Here is a 19,118-nt window from a genome sequence, read left to right on the forward strand (position 1 = left end):
AGGGAACCGGTCATGAGCGAGAGCTGGAAAGAGGAACCCTGGGCCAGGGCCGAGGAGTTCTGGTACAGCGGCAAGGTGACGCGGAGGACGGTGCTCGGCCTCGGCGCCACCGCGGCGGGCGCCCTCGGCGCCGCGATGCTGGTGCCGGCGCCGTGGCGCGAGGCCTTCGGCCAGGCCAAGCCCTACAAGATCGGGACGCTCCAGCCGCTGTCGGGCGCGGCGGCGGCCGGCGGCAAGACGGCCCTGGTGGGGGTGCAGATGGCCGCGGACCGCGCCAACAAGGGCGGCGGCATCAACGGCCGGCCCGTGGAGCTGATCATCGCCGACTACGAGTCCAAGCCCGACGTGGGGCGGCGGAAGGCCGAGAAGCTCGCCCTCGAGGACAAGATCGACGCCCACGTGGGCGGCTACCTGTCCAACGTGTGCCTGGCCTGCATGCCGGTGTACGAGGAGCACAAGCTCGTCAACATGATCACGGTGTGCCTCGACACCACCATCACCACCAGCAAGTGCAGCCGCTACACCTTCCGCCCCTTCGACTACGCCCCGGCCCAGGCGGTAGCCTTCGCCCCCTACCTGGTGCGCAAGCTCGGCAAGAAGTGGCACATCGTCTACGCCGACTACGCGTGGGGGCAGTCCACGCGCGACGCCTTCGGCGCCGAGATCAAGAAGAACGGCGGCGAGATGGTGGGCTCGACGGGAATCCCCCTCGGCACGGCCGACATGACGCCGTTCCTGTCCAAGATCAGCGGCAGCTTCGACGGTCTCTTCGGCATCTTCTTCGGCGGCCAGGGCATCTCCTTCGTCACCCAGACCTTCGACCTCGGCATGTCGAAGAAGTACAAGATCGCCGGCGACGGAGCCATGACCCCGTCGGTGAGCCTCCCGGCCATCGGCACCAAGGGAGACGGGTTCATCGGGATCGACCGCTACATCCCCGTGCTGGAGGGCCCGCTCAACACGCCCCATCACAAGAAGTTCTTCGACGACGCGGTGGCCCGCCTCAAGGCCATCGACCCGTCGGGGCCGCTGCCGGACCGCTTCGTGCAGTCCAACTTCGAGGGCTTCAACGCGCTCAAGGCGGGCATCCAGAAGTCCGGGTTCCGGGGCCGCGAGGACACCATGAAGCTCATCGGGGCCCTGGAGGGGCTCGAGATGAAGGAAGGGGACGACTTCCCGCAGGGCGACAAGATCCTGCGCAAGGACGACCACCAGGCCTTCCTCCGCGAGTTCGTCTACGGTCTCAGGAACGTCAAGCATTACCTCGTGGAGATCGTGCCCAAGGAGAAGACCCTCGTCCCGCCGGCCTGCAAGTTCGCCTAGCGTGACCTCCAACCGGCCCGCCACCTCCCTGGCCAGCGAGGGCCCGGGGGGTGGCGACTCCGCGATCCTGCGCACCGAGGGGCTCACCATGCGCTTCGGCGGCCTCGCGGCCGTCAACGACGTGAGCATCACCGTGCCGCGCGGCCAGATCCGGGCCATCATCGGCCCCAACGGCGCCGGCAAGTCCACCTTCTTCAACTGCATCACCGGCGTGCTCCGTCCCACGAGCGGCCGCATCCTCCTCGACGGCGCGGACATCGCCGGCCTGCCCCCGAACCGCGTCTCCCACAGGGGCCTGGCCCGCTCCTACCAGATCACCAACATCCTCCCCGGGGCCTCCGTGCTGGAGAACGTCCGCATCGCCGCCCAGTCGCGGCAGCACGGCTGGGGTCTCCTCCGCCACCACCGCGCCTACGGAGACCTGGTGGAGCGGGCGCGGGCCGTCCTGGCCTCGGTGGGGCTGGGCGGGAAGGAGGACGAGCTGGCCGCTAACCTGTCCCACGGCGAGCAGCGCAACCTCGAGATCGGCATCGCACTCGCCACCGAGCCCCAGCTCCTGTGCCTCGACGAGCCCACGGCCGGCATGAGTGTCGCCGAGACCCACGCCACGGTGGAGCTGATCCGCCGCATCGCCCGGGACCTCACCATCCTCATCGTCGAGCACGACATGGAGGTGGTGATGGGGCTCGCCCGGGCCATCACGGTGCTGCACTACGGCGAGGTGCTCGCGGAGGGCACGCCCGCCGAGATCCAGGCCAACTCGCGGGTGCAGGAAGTCTATCTGAAGAGCTGATGCTCGCCCTGGACGACGTCCACACCCACTACGGCAAGAGCCACATCCTGCACGGCGTCTCCCTCGAGGTGGGCCACGGTGAGGTCGTGGGCCTCCTGGGGCGCAACGGCGTGGGGAAGAGCACGACGCTCAAGACCATCATGGGCCTGGTGCGCCCCTCGCGGGGCCGGATCGCCTTCGAGGGACGCGAGGTCGTCGGCCTGGCCGCCCACCGCCTGGCCCACGTGGGCATCGCCTGGGTCCCCGAGGATCGCCGCGTCTTCAGGCTCCTGACGGTCCTGGAGAACCTCCGCACCGGACTCGACCGGCCTGGGGTCACCGAGGAGCGGAAGCGGCAGCTGCTGGAGAAGGTCTACGCCCACTTCCCGGTGCTGGCGGAGCGGCGCAGCCAGGCCGGCGGCACGCTGTCCGGGGGCGAGCAGCAGATGCTCGCCATCGCCCGCGCCATGATGCTCGAGCCCAAGATCATCCTGCTGGACGAGCCCACGGAGGGACTCATGCCCCGCATGGTGGGCCAGATCCGGGAGATCATCGAGCTGCTGCACCGTGACGGCGTCGCCATCCTGCTCGTCGAGCAGAACGTCCCCCTCACGCTCGAGGCGAGCGACCGGATCTACATCATGGAGAAGGGAGTGGTCCGCCACCAAGCGTCCGCAGCCGCGCTCCGCAGCGACGACACCGTGATCCACCAGTACCTGGGGGTCTAGCCGTGGCCATCCCCGTGGACCAGATCCTGATCCAGACGGTGAACGGCCTCGTCAACGGGATGATCCTCGCGCTGGTGGCCTCGGGACTCACCCTCATCTTCGGGATCATGGACGTGGTCAACTTCGCCCATGGCGAGCTCGTCATGCTGGGCGGCTTCACGGGCGCCGTGACCATCGCGGCGACGGGCAACTTCTGGCTCGCTCTCCTGGTCGCCTCCCTCGTCATCGCGGTCTTCGGCGCCGCGCTGCAGGCGACGACGCTGCGCCCGCTGCTCGGCCGCGACCCGCTCACCACGATCCTCGCCACCTTCGGCATGTCGCTGGTGCTCCAGAAGTACGCGCTCTGGCAGTGGGGGCCCTCGGCGCGGAAGATCCAGGAGCCCCTCACGGGCCAGTTCCAGCTCTTCTACCTGGAGTACCCCTGGTACCGCATCCTCACGGCTGTCTTGTCGGCGGCGATCATCGGCGGCTTCTGGCTCTTCCTGCGCTACGGCAAGTACGGGGTCTGGATCCGCGCCACCACCCAGGACCGCATCATGGCCTCGGCCATGGGCATCCCGGTGCCCTGGGTCCACACCGGCGTGTTCGCCATCGGCGCCGGCATGGCCGCCGCCAGCGGCGTGCTCTTCGGACCCCTCGGCGGGGTCACGCAGAACATGGGGCTCGACTTCACCCTGCGGGCCTTCATCGTGGTGGTGGTGGGTGGGATGGGCAACCTCGGCGGCTCCATCTTCGCCTCGATCTTCATCAGCCTGCTCGAGGCCTACGCCTCGCTCGTCGTGAGCCCGGCGCAGGCGGTCATCGTCTCCTTCGTCGTCCTGATCCTCACGCTCCTCTTCCGGCCCACGGGCCTCTTCGTCCCCACCCCCAAGTGACACCGCCCGCAGTGAGGCCCCCGATGCCCGCGCGCCGCTCGCCCGTCGCCTACTGGACCGGCTTTGCCGTCGTGCTCGTGCTGCTGGTGCTGGCCCCGCTCGTCCTGCCAGAGTTCTGGCGTCGCTTCGTCACCGAGATCCTGATCTGGGGTCTCCTCGCGATGTCCTCGGACATCCTGATCGGCTACACGGGCATGGTCTCCTTCGGCCACTCGGTCTTCTTCGGCCTGGGCATGTACGGGGCGGCGACTGCGCTCCTCTCCGTCAAGCCGCCCAACCTCTGGCTCGCGCTGCTCTACGGGCTCGCCGCCGCCGCGGTGGTCTCCGTCTTCGTGGCCTACTTCGCCACCCGGCTGCGCGACATCTACTTCGCCATCACGACGCTCGTCTTCTCGCAGATCTTCTACGTCATCATCTTCACGTGGACGGAGGTCACAGGCGGCGAGAACGGGCTCACCTTCGCCCAGCCCCCCCTCTCCATCCCCGGCCTGTGGGCGGCCCGCTTCACGCCGGTGACGCTGCACTGGTTCGTGCTCGCCGTGGTGACCCTCTCGTACCTGCTCCTCCGCCGGATCACCCAGTCTCCGTTCGGGATGGTGCTGCAGTCCATCCGCGAGAACGAGCCCCGGACCCGGGCCATCGGCTACGCCGTCGAGCGCTACAAGATCGTGGCGGTCATGCTGTCGGGGCTCTTCGCGGGTCTCGCCGGCATCCTGTACGCGGTCCAGAACAAGTTCGCCGCGCCCGACTTCGTCTTCTTCCTGGTGTCCGGCGAGGTCGTGATCTTCAACGTGATGGGCGGCATGGGCACGCTGGTGGGCCCCGTGGCGGGCGCGGCCTTCTTCCTGTTGCTGCGCGAGGGCGTCTCCCGCTACTTCAGCGAGTACTACCTGATCCCCGTGGGCATCATCTTCACCGCCATGGTGATCTTCATGCCCCAGGGGCTCCTGGGTTTCGCCAAGCGCCGCCTGAACGAGTAGCTCCGGGCGAGGGTCTGCACGCTGGCCGCTGCATGACTGGCGGGGCCGGGGGCTACAAGCGCTGAGGAGACACGCCCCCGGCAAGGAGCCCGCGCAGCTTCTCGCGCTGCTCGGGCGTGAGCTGACCCTTCCCCTGCTCGATGGTGCGGATCCGCGCCAGGCGCTGCTCGGCGCGCAGCCGCTCGATCTCGCGCACCTTCGCCTCCACCTGCCCCAGGTCCACCGGCTCGCGCCGCCTGAGGGCGGCCAGGTCCATCTCCGCCACACGCAGATCGGCATCCCGCCGGATGGCCTCGCGCTGGAAGTCGCTCCTGAGCCGCTCCAGCGTGTCGATCTGCTGCGGGGTCAAGCCGAGCTCGCTCCTGTGTTGGAGCATCAGCGTGACGAGCGGGCGATCGTGCGGATCCCCGGGGAGGAAGTGCTCGCGGAACCGGGAGCCGAGGCCGCGGAGCTGGCCCGCCAGATCCTCGAAGGCCCGGCCGAGCTCCTCGTGGGCCACAGCAGTGGGGGCGCCTTCCCGGGCGGGGGGGCGTTGGCCCGCGGCGGCCGGGATCGCCAGGGCCAGGACTGCCGCGATGGTCGCGAGATCGCGCATCCGCGTCATGGGCGTGCCTCCTCGGGAGGCTCCCTTCGGCCTCCTGCCAGGATTCGACGGGACCCTCCGCGGGGTATTCGCGCCTCCCGGGTCACGCCGGAGGTGTATCTCTTCCGAGGCGTTGACCGGCTCCCGGCGTGACCGGACACTGGACCCGTGCTCGCGCGTGTCCGCTCGGCCGTGCTCCAGGGCATCGAGGCCACCTGCGTCTCGGTGGAGGTGGATGTCGCCTCGGGCCTGCCCTCCTTCACCACGGTGGGGCTGCCGGACTCGAGCGTGCGCGAGAGCCGCGACCGCATCCGCGCCGCCATCCACAACGCGGGCTTCGAGTTCCCGGCGGAGCGCATCACGGTGAACCTGGCGCCGGCCGACCTGCGCAAGGACGGCACGGCCTTCGACCTGCCCATGGCGGTGGGCATCCTGGCCGCGACGGGGCTGGTCAAGCCCGATCTCCTCGAGCGCGCCGCGCTGCTGGGAGAGCTGTCCCTGGACGGCCGCGTCCGTCCCGTGCGAGGCGTCCTGCCCGTGGCGCTCCTGTGCCTTCGGCAGGGGATCCCGCTCCTGATTGTGCCTGCGGAGAACGCCCGGGAAGCCGCGGTCGTCGCGGGGGTGGACGTGATCCCGGTCCAGAGCATCCACGACACGGTGGAGCACCTCAACGGGGAGCGGCCCCTGAGAGCGGTGCAAGCCCCGATGCGAGTCTCGCTCGAGCCCGGCCGCGAGGACACTGACTTCGCCGAGGTGCGGGGCCAGGCCCACGCCAAGCGCGCCCTCGAGATCGCAGCCGCCGGCGGCCACAACGTCCTCATGCTCGGGCCGCCCGGCGCAGGCAAGACCATGCTCGCGCAGCGGCTGGCCACGATCCTCCCCCCGCTTTCGCTGGACGAGGCCATCGAGGTCTCGGTGGTCTGGAGCGTGGCCGGGCTCCTGACCGCCGAGCGGGGGCTCGTGACGCGGCGCCCGTTCCGGGCGCCCCACCACACGGTATCCGGGTCGGGGCTCGTCGGCGGCGGCGGCATTCCCCATCCGGGAGAGGCCAGCCTCGCGCATCTCGGCGTGCTCTTCCTCGACGAATTGCCCGAGTTCTCCCAGCGCGCCCTCGAGTCGCTGCGCCAGCCGCTGGAGGATGGGCTGATCACCGTCACCCGCGCCGCAGGCAGCGCGGCCTTCCCCGCGCGCTTCCAGCTCGTGGGCGCCGCGAACCCCTGCCGGCGCGGCTGCCGCTCCGTCGAGACTTGCGCCTGCACCCCCGCCGAGCGCGCGCGCTATCTCGGCCGGCTCTCGGGGCCGCTCCTGGACCGGATCGACCTGCACGTCGAGCTGACGGCGGTGAGCTACGCGGAGCTGGATACCGATGCGCCCGCCGAGTCCTCGGCCGCCATCCGCCGGCGCGTGCTCGCCGCGCGCGCCCGCCAGACCGCGCGCTTCGCGGGCACCGGCGTGCGCGTGAACGCCCGGATGAGCGGGCGGCAGGCGCGCCACTTCTGCCACGTCCCCCCGGACGCCTCCCGCCTGCTCGGGCGGGCCGTCTCTCAGCTCGGGCTCTCGGCGCGCGCCTATCACCGCCTGCTCAAGGTCGCCCGAACCGTGGCCGACCTGGCCGACCGTGACGCCATCGCCGCCGAGCACGTGGCCGAGGCGATCCAGTACCGGGACCCTGACCGCGCGACCTGAACGGCGGCGAGAGGCCAAGCGGCTGTGGTGGCGCGGAGTTGCCCGGCTCGGACGGAGGACATCCCCGCCGGGAAGGCTCGCTACTGCCCCGAAGGCATTGGGCCTGTTGGATCAGGAAATTGATGTCGCCATTCCATTGACCCATCCCTCACTCTGGCATAGTCCGATTCCAAGGAGTTGACAGGTCCGTTAACTCTCCTGGCTCTCTCAGCTCTCGCGGGCGAGACCGACGGCCGCGATGGACAAGATCGGACCCCGGGAGGGGCTCCCGGAACGGCGGGGGTCCCCACGTCCGCGGCCGAACCGGCGCGGAAGGCATGGGAGACGCCTGATGACGCAATTCATTGCCCCATTGTCATGCTCCTCCTCGCCGGAGTCCTCGAGCGTGGCTTGCCCGGCCGCCACCAGGGGTGCCGGCAGACGCCTGCGCCGGCCGGGGAGGGGAAGGGGGTGATCGTCGCGGGGGGCTGAGATCGGCGGCGAGACCTGGCGAAACCCAGACCACCATGGCCGCGGCTGGGCCCCGGCCCATGGCGCGCTGCCCCGAGGAAGGAGCTGGCGAGAGCGCGAGCCGCTCCGGGGGCGCGGATAGCGCGGACAGGAGGACCCCTGCATGAAACGGCACCGATTGGCATGGGGCTCGATGGCTGTGACACTCCTCCTGGCCCTCACGGGTACGGCCGCCGCGGCCGAGGTCATCGTGGACACGGCCTACGTGGCCAAGCAGAAGGACAAGCCGGGGGTGGTGGTCCTCGACGCGCGCCCGGACAGGGCCTACAAGAGCGACCACATTCCCGGCGCCATCACCCTGGGTGGCCGGGGCGCGGCGGTGGTCCTCAGAGACGTGGATGCGCGCATCCTCCCTGTGAAGACGCTGGAGAAGATCCTGGGCGAGGCGGGAATCGGTCGCGACCAGGAGATCATCGTCTATGGCAACAAGGGCGATACCGGCATGACGGTGCCGTTCTGGATCCTCGAGTACCTCGGAGCGGAGAAGGTCCGCGCCTACTGGGGCGGGATCGACGACTGGAAGGCCGCGAAGCAGCCGCTCAGCAAGGAGGAGCGGAAGCTGCCCGCCGCGACGTTCACGGCCAAGGTCCGCGGGGAGCGTCTGGCCTCCACCGACTACGTCAAGACCCACCTGAAGAACGCCGCCGTCCAGCTGGTCGACGCCCGGACACTCAAGGAGTTCTCGGGGGACGACATCCGCGCCGTCCGCGGCGGGCACATCCCCGGGGCCGTCCTGATCCCCTTCGAGCAGAACTGGGTGGACCCCGAGGCGGCGAAGAAGCTCGGCGACGGGCGGGTGACGAGCCGCGACGGCATGGCCCTCAAGGAGGCCCAGGCTCTCCGCGAGCTGTACAAGGGGCTGGACCCCAAGAAGGAAGTCGTCGCGTACTGCCAGACGGGTACCCGGTCCACGCTCAGCTACGTGGTGCTGCGCTCGCTCGGCTTCGAGAAAGTCCGCAACTACGACGACTCCTGGATCGTCTGGGGAAGCCGGCTGGACCTGCCGGTGGGGAATGTCAGCTACTACGACTTCGTCAAGGTGAACGCGGCGCTCAAGCGGCTGGATCAGCTGGAGCAGCAGGTGGATGATCTCGAGCGTGCGATGAAACCGAAGAAGACCGAGACGCGCTAGGCGCCATGGCGGGGGAGCGGCTGCTCATCTTCCAGACCCACGGCGTGCTCCACCCGCACCGGACCTATGCGCCGCTGTTCTTCGCGCTGACGGCGGCGGCCATGGACCTGAAGGTCGCCGTCTGGTTCAGCATGGAGGGCGTCACCCAGCTCCGCAAGGGAGCCGCCGAGCGTGTCGAGCTCGAGCCCGGGAGCGGGATGACGCTGGCCGACTGGCTGCGCCAGGCGCAGGAGGCGGGGGTCGAGCTGATGGCCTGCGCTCACGCCATGGGCGTGGAGAAGATGACCGAGGCCGACCTGATCGACGGCGTGCGCATCGTGGGCGTGGCGGGGGCGCTCGACCGCTGCCTCGAGGCCGATCGCGTCATGTACTTCTGAGACGAGGGAGATGCCGTGGCGGCCAAGCGGATCGCGGTGCTCGTCCGGGACAGGCAGGGGGAAGCGCTGAGGATGGCGCTGGGTCTCCTGCTGCTGAGTGACGTGGTCGAGGTCTATGTGCTCGACCGGCCACTGGCGCCGACTGACGATGTCCGCCTGCAGCTCGAACCCGTGAAGGAGATGGAGGTGCCGCTGTACACCAACTGCGGCCCCCAGGAGGGGATGGAGTCCTTGTCCACTGAGGAGATCGCGCGCCGGCTGGTCGGGTACGACCACGCCCTCGCCTACTGAGGGCATCCCCATGAGGCTCGCCATCGTCGTCAGCAGCGACAGGAATCTGCGGCATGTCGTGGGACTGACCACGGCAGCCGCCGGCAAGGGCCACCAGGTCTCCCTCTTCGCCATGGACTCGGGGACCCGGCTCCTGGCGGAGCCAGCCTGCGCCGGCCTCTCGAAGCTCGCCGGCGTCAGCATGAGCGTCTGCGAGCACAGCGCCGCGGGCCACGGCGTCACCCGGGAGGGGCTCCCCGGGGAGATCGTGTGGGGCAGCCAGTACCACAACGCCGTGATGACCCACGACGCCGACAGGGTGCTCGTCCTGTGACGGTCCTCTTTCTCCTCACCCGAGGGCCCGATCCGCTCTCGCGCCGGATCGTGGAGGCGCAGCAGCGCGAGCACGAGGTGACGGTCATCGATCTGTCGGCGCCGGAGGTGTCGTACGACCGGGTCATCGACGAGATCGCCGCCCACGATCGGGTCATCTCGTGGTGACGGCGGCGGCTGGCCGGCTCCTGCACGGCCAGCGGCTGGCCCGCGGGGTCCTCAGCGCCTCCACCGCGCTGGCGACGCTCTGCGCCTGGCTCACCCTGCTGGCCTTCCGGGGGCTCGACGACAACCGTCTGACGAGCTGGCAGTGGGCATTCGCCGACGCCCCCGTGGCGGGCCTCACCGGGCTCCTCGTCGCAGCCATGGGGCTGGCCTGGGCGCTCTGTCGGGCCGCGCCGCCCGAGCGCCACGCCGTGCCCCTCCTGGGGCTGGCGGCCTTCCTCGCCGCGGCGCTCTTCTGGAGAGAACCCGAGGTAATCGTGGACGCCGCGCGCTACTTCACCCAGGCCAAGCACCTCGCGGTCCACGGGGTCGGCACCTTCCTCAGCGAGTGGGGCACGGCCATGCCCGCCTGGACCGACCTGCCCCTGGTTCCCTTCCTGTACGGCCTGCTCTTCGCCGTGTGGGGCGAGGGGCGGGCGCCGGCCCAGGCGTTCACGGCGCTCTGCTTCTCGGGCACGGCCCTCCTCACCTACGGCATGGGCAGGCGGCTCTGGGACGGGAGCGTGGGCCTCTACGGCGGCGCGCTCCTCCTGGGCATGCCGTATCTCCTCACCCAGGTCCCGCTGATGCTCGTCGATGTCCCCACGATGTTCTTCCTGACGCTGGCGCTGTGGGCGGCCATCGCCGCCATCCAGGACGGGGGGAGCGTGAGGCTCGCCCTGGCCTCGGCCGCCCTCGCCCTGGCGCTCCTGTCCAAGTACACGGCGTGGCTGCTCTGCTCCGGCGTGCCGGTCATCGCCCTGGTCCACGCCCGCGGGAAGCCCGGGCGGGTCCTGGTGCGCGCGGCGGTGATCGTGACGGCAGCCGGCCTCGTCGTGGGCGCCCTGGCCGTGGCCAGGCCCGAGTTGGCCTCGGCGCAACTCGGGCTGCTCTGGAGCTATCAGTTGCCCGGCCTGGGCCGCTGGCGGGAGAGCCTCGCCTCCACCTTCCTGTTCCAGATCCACCCCTTCGTCACGGTGGCGGCCGCGTGGGGCGCCGCGCTGGCCGCTCGCAGCCGGGACTGTCGCTTCGCGGTCCCGGCCTGGCCCCTGCTCCTCCTGCTGGCGCTCGGCGCCGGGCGGAGCCGGTACATCATCCCGGCACTGCCGATGCTGGCCCTGATGGCCGCCTGCGGGCTGCGCTCGATCGCCCGGCCGGAGATCCGCCGCTTCGCCGCCGCCTGCATCGTGACGGCCTCGCTCCTGGTCGCCGTCCTCGGCTACCTCCCCCATCTCGCGAGGACGAGCGCCGTGAATCTCAGGGACGCCGGGGCGTATCTGGATGCGCTCGACGCCGATGTCGTGGAGGTGCTGGTGCTCCCACAGCCGGGGTCGGGGGTCAACCCGGCAGTGTCCGTGCCGCTCCTGGACCTGCACACCGCCAAGCGCCTCGTCGCCCGCGTCGGGCCGCCGGCCTCGGCGCCGCCCGAGGAGATCGAGCAGTCACCGCTGCGCTTCACCTGGGCCTATGCCCTCCCCGCCTACTACGCCCCCGGAGCCGCGAGCCCCTCGGGGCCCGGGACGCGGGTGCTCATCCTGGCCCGGCCCGATCAGCCCCTGACCGCGGCGGTCGAGGGCGCGCTCAGGGGCTACAGGTTCGCGCGGGCCTTCGAGGTGCGGGAGCCGTGGTTCCGGTACGGGACCGTGCTGAGAGTGTACCGGCGGGCCGAGGTGGCGGCCGCCGGAGGGAGGTCCTGACATGGAGGGGGGCGCCAGAGGAAACCAGGTGCGGGTCTTCGTCATCATCGGCTTCCTCAGCCTGGTCAGCATCGTCACCTACGGCTGGAGCGAGTACTACATCTATCTCTCGGCTTACCTCTGGTTCGGAGTCATCTACGGGATGTGCCTGCAGTACGGCAGGTTCTGCTTCTCCTCGGCCTTCCGGGACCTCTTCGCGGTGGGCGTGCCGCGGATGGCCGTGGGGATCATGATCGCCATGGTGCTCTTCGGCTTCGTCTCCGCCCTCGTCACCGCGCTCGGGATGAGCACCTTCCACGCCGCCCCGTATGGGCTGCACTCCGTGATCGCGGGGCTGATCTTCGGCGTGGGCATGGTGCTGGCCGGCGGCTGCGCCTCGGGGTCGCTGTACAAGACCGGAGAGGGCAATGGCAGCGCCATGCTCGTGGTGCTCTCCATCAGCGTGACCCAGGCGGTATTCGTGGACGTGGGGGGCTGGGTCAATGCGCTGGTCCCGGGGGCCTGGCGCGAGTCGGCCCTGGCCAAGGGCCTCCCCGCCTCCGTCAACGTCGGCGACGGCTGGGTGGACCAGTACCTCGCCGGGCATGTCTGGAACCAGCCCGTGGCCACCTTCGGCGAGCTGCTGGGGCTCTCCAACCCCTTCGCGGCCGCCTATGTGGGGAATGTGCTGGTGGGGATCGCGCTGCCGGCGGCGCTGGTGCTGGGGTGGATCTACGCGGGCTGGGCGCGGCGCCCCTTCCTCAGGCGGCGGGCGAAGGCGGGGCAGCCGGCGGCCGGCCTCGGGACCGAGCTGGCCGGGTACTGGGGCATGGTCATGGCGTCCAAGCGCACGGCCGTGGCGGGGCTCTGTCTGGGGATCGCCGCGGGGCTGCACATGCTCGTGATGAAGGGACTCCAGGTGAAGTTCGGCGTGACGAACTTCGGCGAGCTGATGAGCCGCATGGGCTTCACCTTCGGCATCTCCGCCACGGGCACCGTGTTCGACCCGGGCTACTGGTACGTGACGACGCAGGAAGCCCAGTGGGTGGGGTGGGTGTTCAACCGGCTGGGCTGGGGGAACATGGACAACATCTTCTTCGGCCTCAACAACGGCATCCCCAACCCCCTCATCAACCCCGCCGACTGGATGTCCATCGGCCTCATCGGCGGCGCCGCCGTCATGGCACTCCTGCACAACGAGTTCAAGTGGAAGGCGCCCACGCGGGAGCTGGCGACGTGGGCCGTCCTGGGGGGCTTCCTCATGGGCATCGGCTCGCGGCTGGGGCTCGGGTGCAATATCGGCGCCTTCTTCGTCCGCGTGTCCGAGGGCGACGTGTCGGGCTGGCTCTTCGGGCTGGGCATGATCGCGGGCGCCTGGGTCGGCGTGAAGTTCTTCAGCTGGTGGACCGAGCGGAGGATGGCCCGCGAGGCCGCCTTCGACTTGGCCTGATCACCCGCAGGGCCGGGAGAGCACACACCATGGCGATGAAGTTCGAGAAGCGGGCCGACGGCGAGTTCCTGCTGGACGTGAGAGGGTATGTCTGCCCCCACCCGCAGCTGTACACGAAGAAGGCGCTGGACAAGATGCAGGAGGGGGACACGCTGGAGCTCGTGTTCGACAACCCGTCCTCGGCCGAGTCCATCGCCGCCATGTGCGACACCACGGGCGACGAGATCGTCGGCCGGGCGATGGAGAAGGGCACCTACACGTGGAAGATCCGCAAGACGAGCGAGACGTGAAGGACCAGACGCAGGGCTGTCACGGGCGGGGCGCGGGATGAGCACGAGTCTCTGGATCGTCACGGTGATCGTGGTGGCCTGGACGAGCTTCCTCATCGGCTACGGTGTCTCGGCGCTCACGACCGTCAGGCAGCAGCCCGCCGCCGAGGTGAGCGCCCCCGGGGGCGGCTACGGGGCGGCCAGGCAGGGCCCGGCAGCCGCGGCTGGTGGCTACGGCGAGGCCAAGGCCCGCGCGAGGGCCCCGGCCGGTGGCTACGGCGCTCCTGCCGGGGACTCCTCCGGGAGCCGGAAGCGGTACCGCTCCGAGGACTCCTCCTCGGACTGACTTGCGCTTGGCGCGCGAGCCATTCCCGATGGACACCGAGCGGCCCCGTGCCCTCGTCCTGGGCGGCGGCCTGGCGGGCCTGTCGGCGGCCTGGGCCCTGACCCGCGCCGGCCGGAGCGCCTGGGTGCTGGAGCGCAACGCCGCCATCGGGGGGCTGGCGAGGACGGCGGCGCGCGGCGCGTTCCGCTTCGACCTGGGCGGCCACCGCTTCCACACCCCCGACGGCGGCATCGAGGCGCTGGTGCGCCGCCTGCTGGGCGCCGAGCTACTCACCGTGCCCCGGCGCAGCCAGATCCTGCTGGGCGCCCGCTACGTCGACTACCCCCTCCGGCCCCTCAACGCTCTCGCGGGGGTGGGCGCGCGGGCCACCTGCGCGATGCTGGCCGACTACGCGCTGCAGCGCCTGGGGGCGCGGCTCTCCGCGCCGCGCATGGTCTCCCTCGAGGACTGGGTGGTGAGAGGCTTCGGGCGGGCTGCGTTCGACCTCTACTTCAAGGGGTACACGGAGAAGATCTGGGGCCTCGGCGCCGACCGCATCTCGATGGAGTGGGTGGCCCAGCGGATCCAGGGGCTGTCCCTCGGGGTGGCCCTCAGGACGGCGCTCCTCGGCTCCCGCGGCCCGCAGGTAGCGACCCTCGCTGAGGAGTTCCTCTACCCGCCGGCGGGCATCGGGCGCATCGCGGAGCGCCTCGGTGAGGAGATCGAGCCCGTCGGGCGGCTACTCACGGCCACCGCGGTCGAGGAGGTGGAGCATGACGGCAGCCGCGTGAGGGGCGTGACGGCGCGGGCGTCCGGCCGGAGCCAGGCCTTCGAGGTCGAGGAGCTCGTGTCCACCATCCCGCTCACCTCCCTGGTCGGGAGGCTGCGCCCGCGGGCGCCGGCCGAGGTGCTCGAGGCAGCGGCGCGGCTCCGGTACCGCGATCTCGTCATCGTGGCCGTCATGGTGGATCGGCGGCGGGTCACGGACCAGACGTGGATCTATGTCCCCGACCGGCGCGTCCCCTTCAGCCGCATCCACGAGCCCACCAACTGGAGCGCGCAGATGGCCCCGCCGGGGCAGACTCTCCTCGTCACCGAGCACTTCTGCTTCCGCGGAGACGACACCTGGCGGACGCCCGACGAGCGCCTCAGCGAGGTCACCATCGCCCACCTGGCGCGCCTGGGCTTCCTCGGGCGCCGCGAGGTGCTGGACAGCGCGGTGGTGCGGGTGCCGCGGGCCTACCCGCTCTTCGAGGTGGGCTACGAGGCGCCGCGGCGCCTCATCCGCGCGTATCTGGGCCGGCTGAGGAACCTGCACCTCGCGGGCCGGGCCGGAGCCTTCGCCTACATGAACATGGACCAGGCCATGGCCTCGGGCCTCGGCGCGGCCGCGGCCATCCTCTCGCGGGGCGCGCGGGGAAACGGCGCGGCGGGCGCGGTGCCGGCCCTGGCCAGTCTGACGCCGTCCGGGGCGAGCGCATGAAGTGCGTGCTGATCATCCCCGCGTGGTCGCCGGAGGAGATCTTCCCCTCGAAGACGGTGGGCTCGCAGCTCAACTACTGGCAGCCGCTGGGCACGCTCTATGTCGCCGCCTGCCTGCGCGAGGCCGGCCACGAGGTGCGGTTCCTGGATGGCGCCTTCCTCACCCACGAGGAGATCCTGGCCCGGGTGGCCCGGTGGCGCCCCGGGCTGGCCGGCATCTACGCCACGACCTTCGGGTGGCGGCGCGCCGGACGGACGGCGGCGGACATCAAGCGCCTGGACCGCTCCATCTTCACCTGCGCCGGCGGGCCCTACCCGATGGCGGCGCGGGCCGACTGCCTCCGCCTGGACGGCGCCCACTGGGACGCGGTGGTCACCGGCGAGGGAGAGCTGTCGCTGGTCGAAGCCGCGGAGCGGCTGGAGCGCGGCCAGTCCCTCAAGGGCGTGGCGGGCGTGATCGCCCGGGAGGGCGGGCGCCTCGTCGAGAACCCGCCGCGCCCACTCATCGCGGACCTCGACGCCCTCCCCTTCCCGGCCCGCGACCTGCTCGGCGACGCGCACCGCTACGTTCCCCCGCCGGGAACGTACCGGCGCCGCCCGGTGGCCGTCATGATCAGCGCCCGCGGCTGCGACCGGCGCTGTCTCTTCTGCTTCCAGCTGGACCGCGAGCGGAAGGCCGGGGTGCGGGGCATCCGCTACCGCAGCGTGGCGAGCGTCCTCACGGAGATCGAGCGCTGCCGCCAGCAGGGCTACCGCGAGATCAAGTTCATCGACGACACCCTCGCCGCGGACTACGGGCGCGCACTGGAGCTGGCCCAGGAGATCAGGGCGCGACGCCTCGACATCGCCTGGTTCGCCTCGGCCTGCGTCAACCAGGTCGACGCCCGACTGCTCAGGGCCTTCAAGGACGCGGGCTGCTGGGCGATCCTCTTCGGCGCCGAGAGCGGCGTCCAGAAGAACCTCAACGCGGTGAGGAAGGGCATCACGCTCGAGCAGACGCGCCGCGCCGTGCGCGCGGCGAAGGATGCGGGCCTGACCGTCAGCACGCCCTTCATCTTCGGCCTGCCCGGCGAGACCTTCGCGGAGGGGCTCAGGACCATCGAGTTCGCCATCGAGCTCGATCCCGACATCGCCAACTTCCACGCCCTCACGCCCTTCCCGGGCACCGATCTCTTCGACCAGCGCGAGCGGCTCGGGACGGTCTCCGACGAGCTCTCCGACTACACCTACCAGGGCGCGGCCTTCACCCCTCACACGATGGCGCCAGGGGACATCGCCGCGCTCCGCCGTCTCGCCTTCAGGCGCTTCTATTCCCGGCCCTCGTTCCTCCTCCGCCGGCTCCTGGCCGTCAGGACGAGCCACGACCTGGCGGCCGCCGCCAGGGGGGCCCGAAGTCTCTTCTGGCTGTGGGCCCGGCGGGACATGTTCGATCGGCCGCCGCCGGACCGGCGCGCCCGGGACGGGCAGCGGGAGCCAGGAGCCGCAGGTACTCCCGCGCCAGCGCGGGATACCACCGCGGGTTGAACAGGATATTCGTCATGGCGTAGCACTCGTGGGTGCAGTGGCAGCGGCCTGTCCCGACAGACGCCCGCACCCGCCGGGCCCGCTCCGACCCGAGCAGCCGCCCCATGTCCGAGCCGTGCTCGCGCACATTCCCCAGGCCCTCCGCGGCCAGCTCGCAGGGGTACACCTCGCCCGTCTCCGTGAGGACGAGGTTGAGCCGGCCCGCGTAGCAGCGGGTGAGGCGCCGGTGGGCCAGCAGGGTCCGGTGGATGAGGCGACGCTGGAGGATGTCCTGCGCGGCCTTGAGGCGAGCGCCCGCGAAGCGGTACAGCCCCGGGCCGCCCTGCCTCAGCTCGGCCGCGAGCCGCTGGCTCACGCGCGCGTAGGCCCGGGCATCCACCCGCGTGTAGCGCGGCTCCAGCAGCCGGCCGCGGGCCAGCGAGACAGTGTGGGTCGACACGGCGGGGAGGCCGCGCACGAAGTCCATCAGCCCGTCCAGCTCGTCCTGGTTGTCCGAGCACATGACGGTGTTGATCCCGAGCTCGAGGTTTGGATACCGCGGGAGCAGTGGAGCCAGGAGGCGGCAGCTCTCCATGACCCGCTCGAAGGAGCCCGACCGGCCGCGGAGCGCGTCGTGGGCCGGGCCGAGCCCGTCCAGGGAGAGCTTCACCGCGATGACGCTCTTCCGGCAATGCGCGGCGATCTCCTCGGTGCGGTCGCGGATCGTCGCCGGGAGATCGCCATTGGTCGGGTACAGCATGACGGCGGGCCGGTTGTTCTCGTAGAAGGTCCGGCTCAGCTCCGCCAGGTCGTCGCGCAGGAAGACCTCGCCCCCCGAGAAGGCCACCCACAGGAGCGAGCCCAGGGAGCGTGAGATGCGCGCCACTTCGGCGAGGGAGAGCTCAGGCGCCTCGGCCGGCGGTGGATCCGCGCTCCTGAGGTAGAAGCAGAAGGGGCAGCGGAGCGTGCAGCGCCGGGTCACGAAGAAGGTCAGCTGGACGGGCCGCCGCTTCCAGGCGACGGCGTCCAGGTGGCGCAGCGCCCGGTACATCGTCAGGCCGCCCGAGCCCGGGGAGGGCGCGCGAGGTAGCTGAGGGCGCCGGCCAGCGCGCCCGCGCCCACCGCCACCGGGTACAGTGCCACGTAGTAGAGCGCCGCCGCGGCGACGAAGCCGGGCCCGCCGGCGCGCCGCAGGGCCCGGAGGAGCCCGCGGCTCGCCACGAGGTTGGCGGCCACCAGCACCGGCACCGAGGCGAGGAGCGCGATCTCCCCGCTGAGGGCGGCCAGGGCGAGGAGCAGGACGGCGAGCGCGTGCGCCGCCACGTTCAGCTTCAGCTCGGCGGAGGCCGTGCCGGAGTCGGCCAGCAGGTCTCCCCGCCCGAGGGAGTAGACGGTCCAGTAGAAGGATTTCCTGAGCGCGTTCCGGAGGGATTTCCGGAGCGAGAAGTTGAAGAGGTGCCGGACCTGGAGCGCAGGCTCCATGACGAGCCGCACGCCGGCCCGTCGCAGCCGGTGGCTGAACTCCACGTCCTCCAGGATCGGCAGGAAGTCCTCGGCGAAGCCGCCGCTGCGGCGAAAGGCCTCGGCGTCCACAGCCAGGGCGTGGGTGGCGACGTAGTCGGGGCGCTCCGGGCGCTTGCTCTCGCAGTAGTTGATGAAGACCGACTGGAAGCGGCTGAAGAAGCTCCGCTCGGGCGGCAGGCACGTGTAGGTCCCGCCCACGACGACGTCGCGGCCGGCCGAGGCGAGAGCCGCGCTGGCCATGGCCAGGGTGTTCTCCTGCAGGAGGCAGTCGGCATCGGTGAAGAAGAGCATGTCGCCCCGGCTCGCCGCGGCGCCGAGGTTCCGCGCCCGGGAAGCGCCCGCCTGCGCCTCGAGGCGCAGCAGCCGGCAGGGAAAGCGCTCGATGATCTCCACCGACCGATCCTCGGAGCCGTCGTCCACCACGATCACCTCGAAGCGCTCGTAGCGCGAGGCGACAGCGGCGGCCAGGCAGGCCTCGAGAGTGGCCTCGCCGTTGCAGTTCGGGATGATGACGGAGATGAAGTTCGCCATGCCTCTCCCGGGCACACCGCGCCCCAGTCTAGCACGCCGTGTTCCCGGCTCTCCGCCGGCCGCAGCCCTCTGGCGCCCCGGCCCTGGGGCAGGCGCTCCAAGAAATTGATGTGTCAGGCCCATTGACCGGCTATGGGGCCTGGGAAGAAGGTGGGCCAACATTCCAGCAGAGTGAACGGGCCTGTCAAGTCCCCCAGGCCCGGCTCCGGAGGTGGACGACGGGACGCTGTCCCTCCTGACCCCGACGTGAACGGCCCGCCGCCCAGTGCAAGCCTCGGCTGGCGGGGATCGCCCGTGCGGCCGACTGGGGCTGGCGCGGAGAGGGGGTGGCCATGGCGCAGCTGAGCGCTGACCTCGCGCTGGACTGCCGGGGGCTGGCCTGCCCGGTGCCGATCCTGAAGCTGTCCAAGGCGATCACGCAGATCCAGGCCGGGCAGATCATCGAGCTGACCGCCACCGACAGCGGCTCCAGGGACGACGTCCCCGCCTTTTGCCAGCGCACCGGCAACGCGCTCGTCTCCACGCGGGAGGAGGGCGGCGCCTTCGTCTTCTACGTCAGAAAGGGACCCTGAGGGCGGCCCGCGG

General features: G+C 71.0%; 20 protein-coding genes. 18 read left to right on the top strand and 2 right to left on the bottom strand.

Features of this window, described 5'->3' with window-relative positions; genetic code table 11:
• The first annotated feature begins 12 nt into the window (after window positions 1-12).
• The 5 genes from HYV93_14885 to HYV93_14905 all read left to right on the top strand — a co-directional run bounded on the left by HYV93_14885 (window position 13) and on the right by HYV93_14905 (window position 4,678).
• On the top strand, window positions 13-1,323 hold the full coding sequence (locus tag HYV93_14885; protein MBI2527256.1) for an ABC transporter substrate-binding protein: 1,311 nt from the start codon (window positions 13-15) through the stop codon (window positions 1,321-1,323).
• 88 nt (window positions 1,324-1,411) lie between these two features.
• A complete protein-coding gene (locus tag HYV93_14890; GenBank protein MBI2527257.1) occupies window positions 1,412-2,116 on the top strand; it encodes an ABC transporter ATP-binding protein in 705 nt (234 codons plus the stop codon).
• Window positions 2,113-2,823, top strand: coding sequence for an ABC transporter ATP-binding protein (locus HYV93_14895; GenBank protein MBI2527258.1), 711 nt, complete (start codon window positions 2,113-2,115; stop codon window positions 2,821-2,823). Before HYV93_14890 ends, HYV93_14895 begins: the two co-directional genes overlap by 4 nt.
• A 2-nt stretch (window positions 2,824-2,825) precedes the next feature.
• Window positions 2,826-3,698, top strand: a complete 873-nt coding sequence (locus HYV93_14900; protein ID MBI2527259.1) for a branched-chain amino acid ABC transporter permease — start codon at window positions 2,826-2,828, stop codon at window positions 3,696-3,698.
• 23 nt (window positions 3,699-3,721) lie between these two features.
• Complete coding sequence (locus HYV93_14905) at window positions 3,722-4,678, top strand: branched-chain amino acid ABC transporter permease (protein MBI2527260.1); 957 nt, start codon at window positions 3,722-3,724, stop codon at window positions 4,676-4,678.
• Window positions 4,679-4,730: 52 nt separating this feature from the next.
• Here the strand turns inward: HYV93_14905 and HYV93_14910 are convergent, their stop codons facing one another.
• Window positions 4,731-5,282: a periplasmic heavy metal sensor gene (locus HYV93_14910; GenBank protein ID MBI2527261.1), complete on the bottom strand. Its 552-nt coding sequence runs from the start codon at window positions 5,280-5,282 to the stop codon at window positions 4,731-4,733.
• Window positions 5,283-5,429: 147 nt separating this feature from the next.
• Here HYV93_14910 and HYV93_14915 point away from each other — a divergent pair, with 147 nt between their 5' ends.
• The 12 genes from HYV93_14915 to HYV93_14970 all read left to right on the top strand — a co-directional run bounded on the left by HYV93_14915 (window position 5,430) and on the right by HYV93_14970 (window position 16,499).
• Window positions 5,430-6,947, top strand: coding sequence for a YifB family Mg chelatase-like AAA ATPase (locus HYV93_14915; protein ID MBI2527262.1), 1,518 nt, complete (start codon window positions 5,430-5,432; stop codon window positions 6,945-6,947).
• A 643-nt stretch (window positions 6,948-7,590) separates the two neighbouring features.
• Window positions 7,591-8,589, top strand: coding sequence for a sulfurtransferase (locus HYV93_14920; protein MBI2527263.1), 999 nt, complete (start codon window positions 7,591-7,593; stop codon window positions 8,587-8,589).
• Window positions 8,590-8,594: 5 nt separating this feature from the next.
• Entirely contained in the window at window positions 8,595-8,966 is a 372-nt protein-coding gene (locus HYV93_14925) for a DsrE family protein (GenBank protein ID MBI2527264.1), read from the top strand.
• Between the two features lie 15 nt (window positions 8,967-8,981).
• Complete coding sequence (locus tag HYV93_14930; GenBank protein MBI2527265.1) at window positions 8,982-9,257, top strand: hypothetical protein; 276 nt, start codon at window positions 8,982-8,984, stop codon at window positions 9,255-9,257.
• Between the two features lie 10 nt (window positions 9,258-9,267).
• A complete protein-coding gene (locus HYV93_14935) occupies window positions 9,268-9,570 on the top strand; it encodes a DsrE family protein (GenBank protein MBI2527266.1) in 303 nt (100 codons plus the stop codon).
• Window positions 9,567-9,737: a hypothetical protein gene (locus HYV93_14940; protein MBI2527267.1), complete on the top strand. Its 171-nt coding sequence runs from the start codon at window positions 9,567-9,569 to the stop codon at window positions 9,735-9,737. The genes HYV93_14935 and HYV93_14940 overlap by 4 nt, the downstream gene beginning before the upstream one ends.
• Window positions 9,731-11,470, top strand: coding sequence for a glycosyltransferase family 39 protein (locus HYV93_14945; GenBank protein MBI2527268.1), 1,740 nt, complete (start codon window positions 9,731-9,733; stop codon window positions 11,468-11,470). Before HYV93_14940 ends, HYV93_14945 begins: the two co-directional genes overlap by 7 nt.
• 1 nt (window position 11,471) lies before the next feature.
• Entirely contained in the window at window positions 11,472-12,899 is a 1,428-nt protein-coding gene (locus HYV93_14950) for a YeeE/YedE family protein (protein MBI2527269.1), read from the top strand.
• Window positions 12,900-12,928: 29 nt separating this feature from the next.
• Window positions 12,929-13,189 carry a sulfurtransferase TusA family protein gene (locus tag HYV93_14955; protein ID MBI2527270.1) on the top strand — a complete coding sequence of 87 codons (261 nt, stop codon included), beginning with the start codon at window positions 12,929-12,931 and terminating at the stop codon, window positions 13,187-13,189.
• Between the two features lie 37 nt (window positions 13,190-13,226).
• Window positions 13,227-13,514 (top strand): hypothetical protein, encoded by a 288-nt coding sequence (locus HYV93_14960; GenBank protein MBI2527271.1) that lies wholly within the window; start codon window positions 13,227-13,229, stop codon window positions 13,512-13,514.
• Window positions 13,515-13,542: 28 nt separating this feature from the next.
• Entirely contained in the window at window positions 13,543-14,976 is a 1,434-nt protein-coding gene (locus tag HYV93_14965) for an FAD-dependent oxidoreductase (GenBank protein MBI2527272.1), read from the top strand.
• Window positions 14,973-16,499, top strand: coding sequence for a radical SAM protein (locus HYV93_14970; GenBank protein MBI2527273.1), 1,527 nt, complete (start codon window positions 14,973-14,975; stop codon window positions 16,497-16,499). Before HYV93_14965 ends, HYV93_14970 begins: the two co-directional genes overlap by 4 nt.
• Before the next feature lie 1,032 nt (window positions 16,500-17,531).
• Here the strand turns inward: HYV93_14970 and HYV93_14975 are convergent.
• On the bottom strand, window positions 17,532-18,533 hold the full coding sequence (locus HYV93_14975) for a glycosyltransferase family 2 protein (protein ID MBI2527274.1): 1,002 nt from the start codon (window positions 18,531-18,533) through the stop codon (window positions 17,532-17,534).
• A gap of 332 nt (window positions 18,534-18,865) precedes the next feature.
• Between HYV93_14975 and HYV93_14980 the strand changes: the two genes are divergently transcribed.
• Window positions 18,866-19,105 (top strand): sulfurtransferase TusA family protein, encoded by a 240-nt coding sequence (locus tag HYV93_14980; GenBank protein MBI2527275.1) that lies wholly within the window; start codon window positions 18,866-18,868, stop codon window positions 19,103-19,105.
• Window positions 19,106-19,118: the final 13 nt, after the last annotated feature.

The organism is Candidatus Rokuibacteriota bacterium, assembly GCA_016188005.1.
In the GTDB taxonomy this organism is placed as follows: Bacteria; Methylomirabilota; Methylomirabilia; order Rokubacteriales; family CSP1-6; genus UBA12499.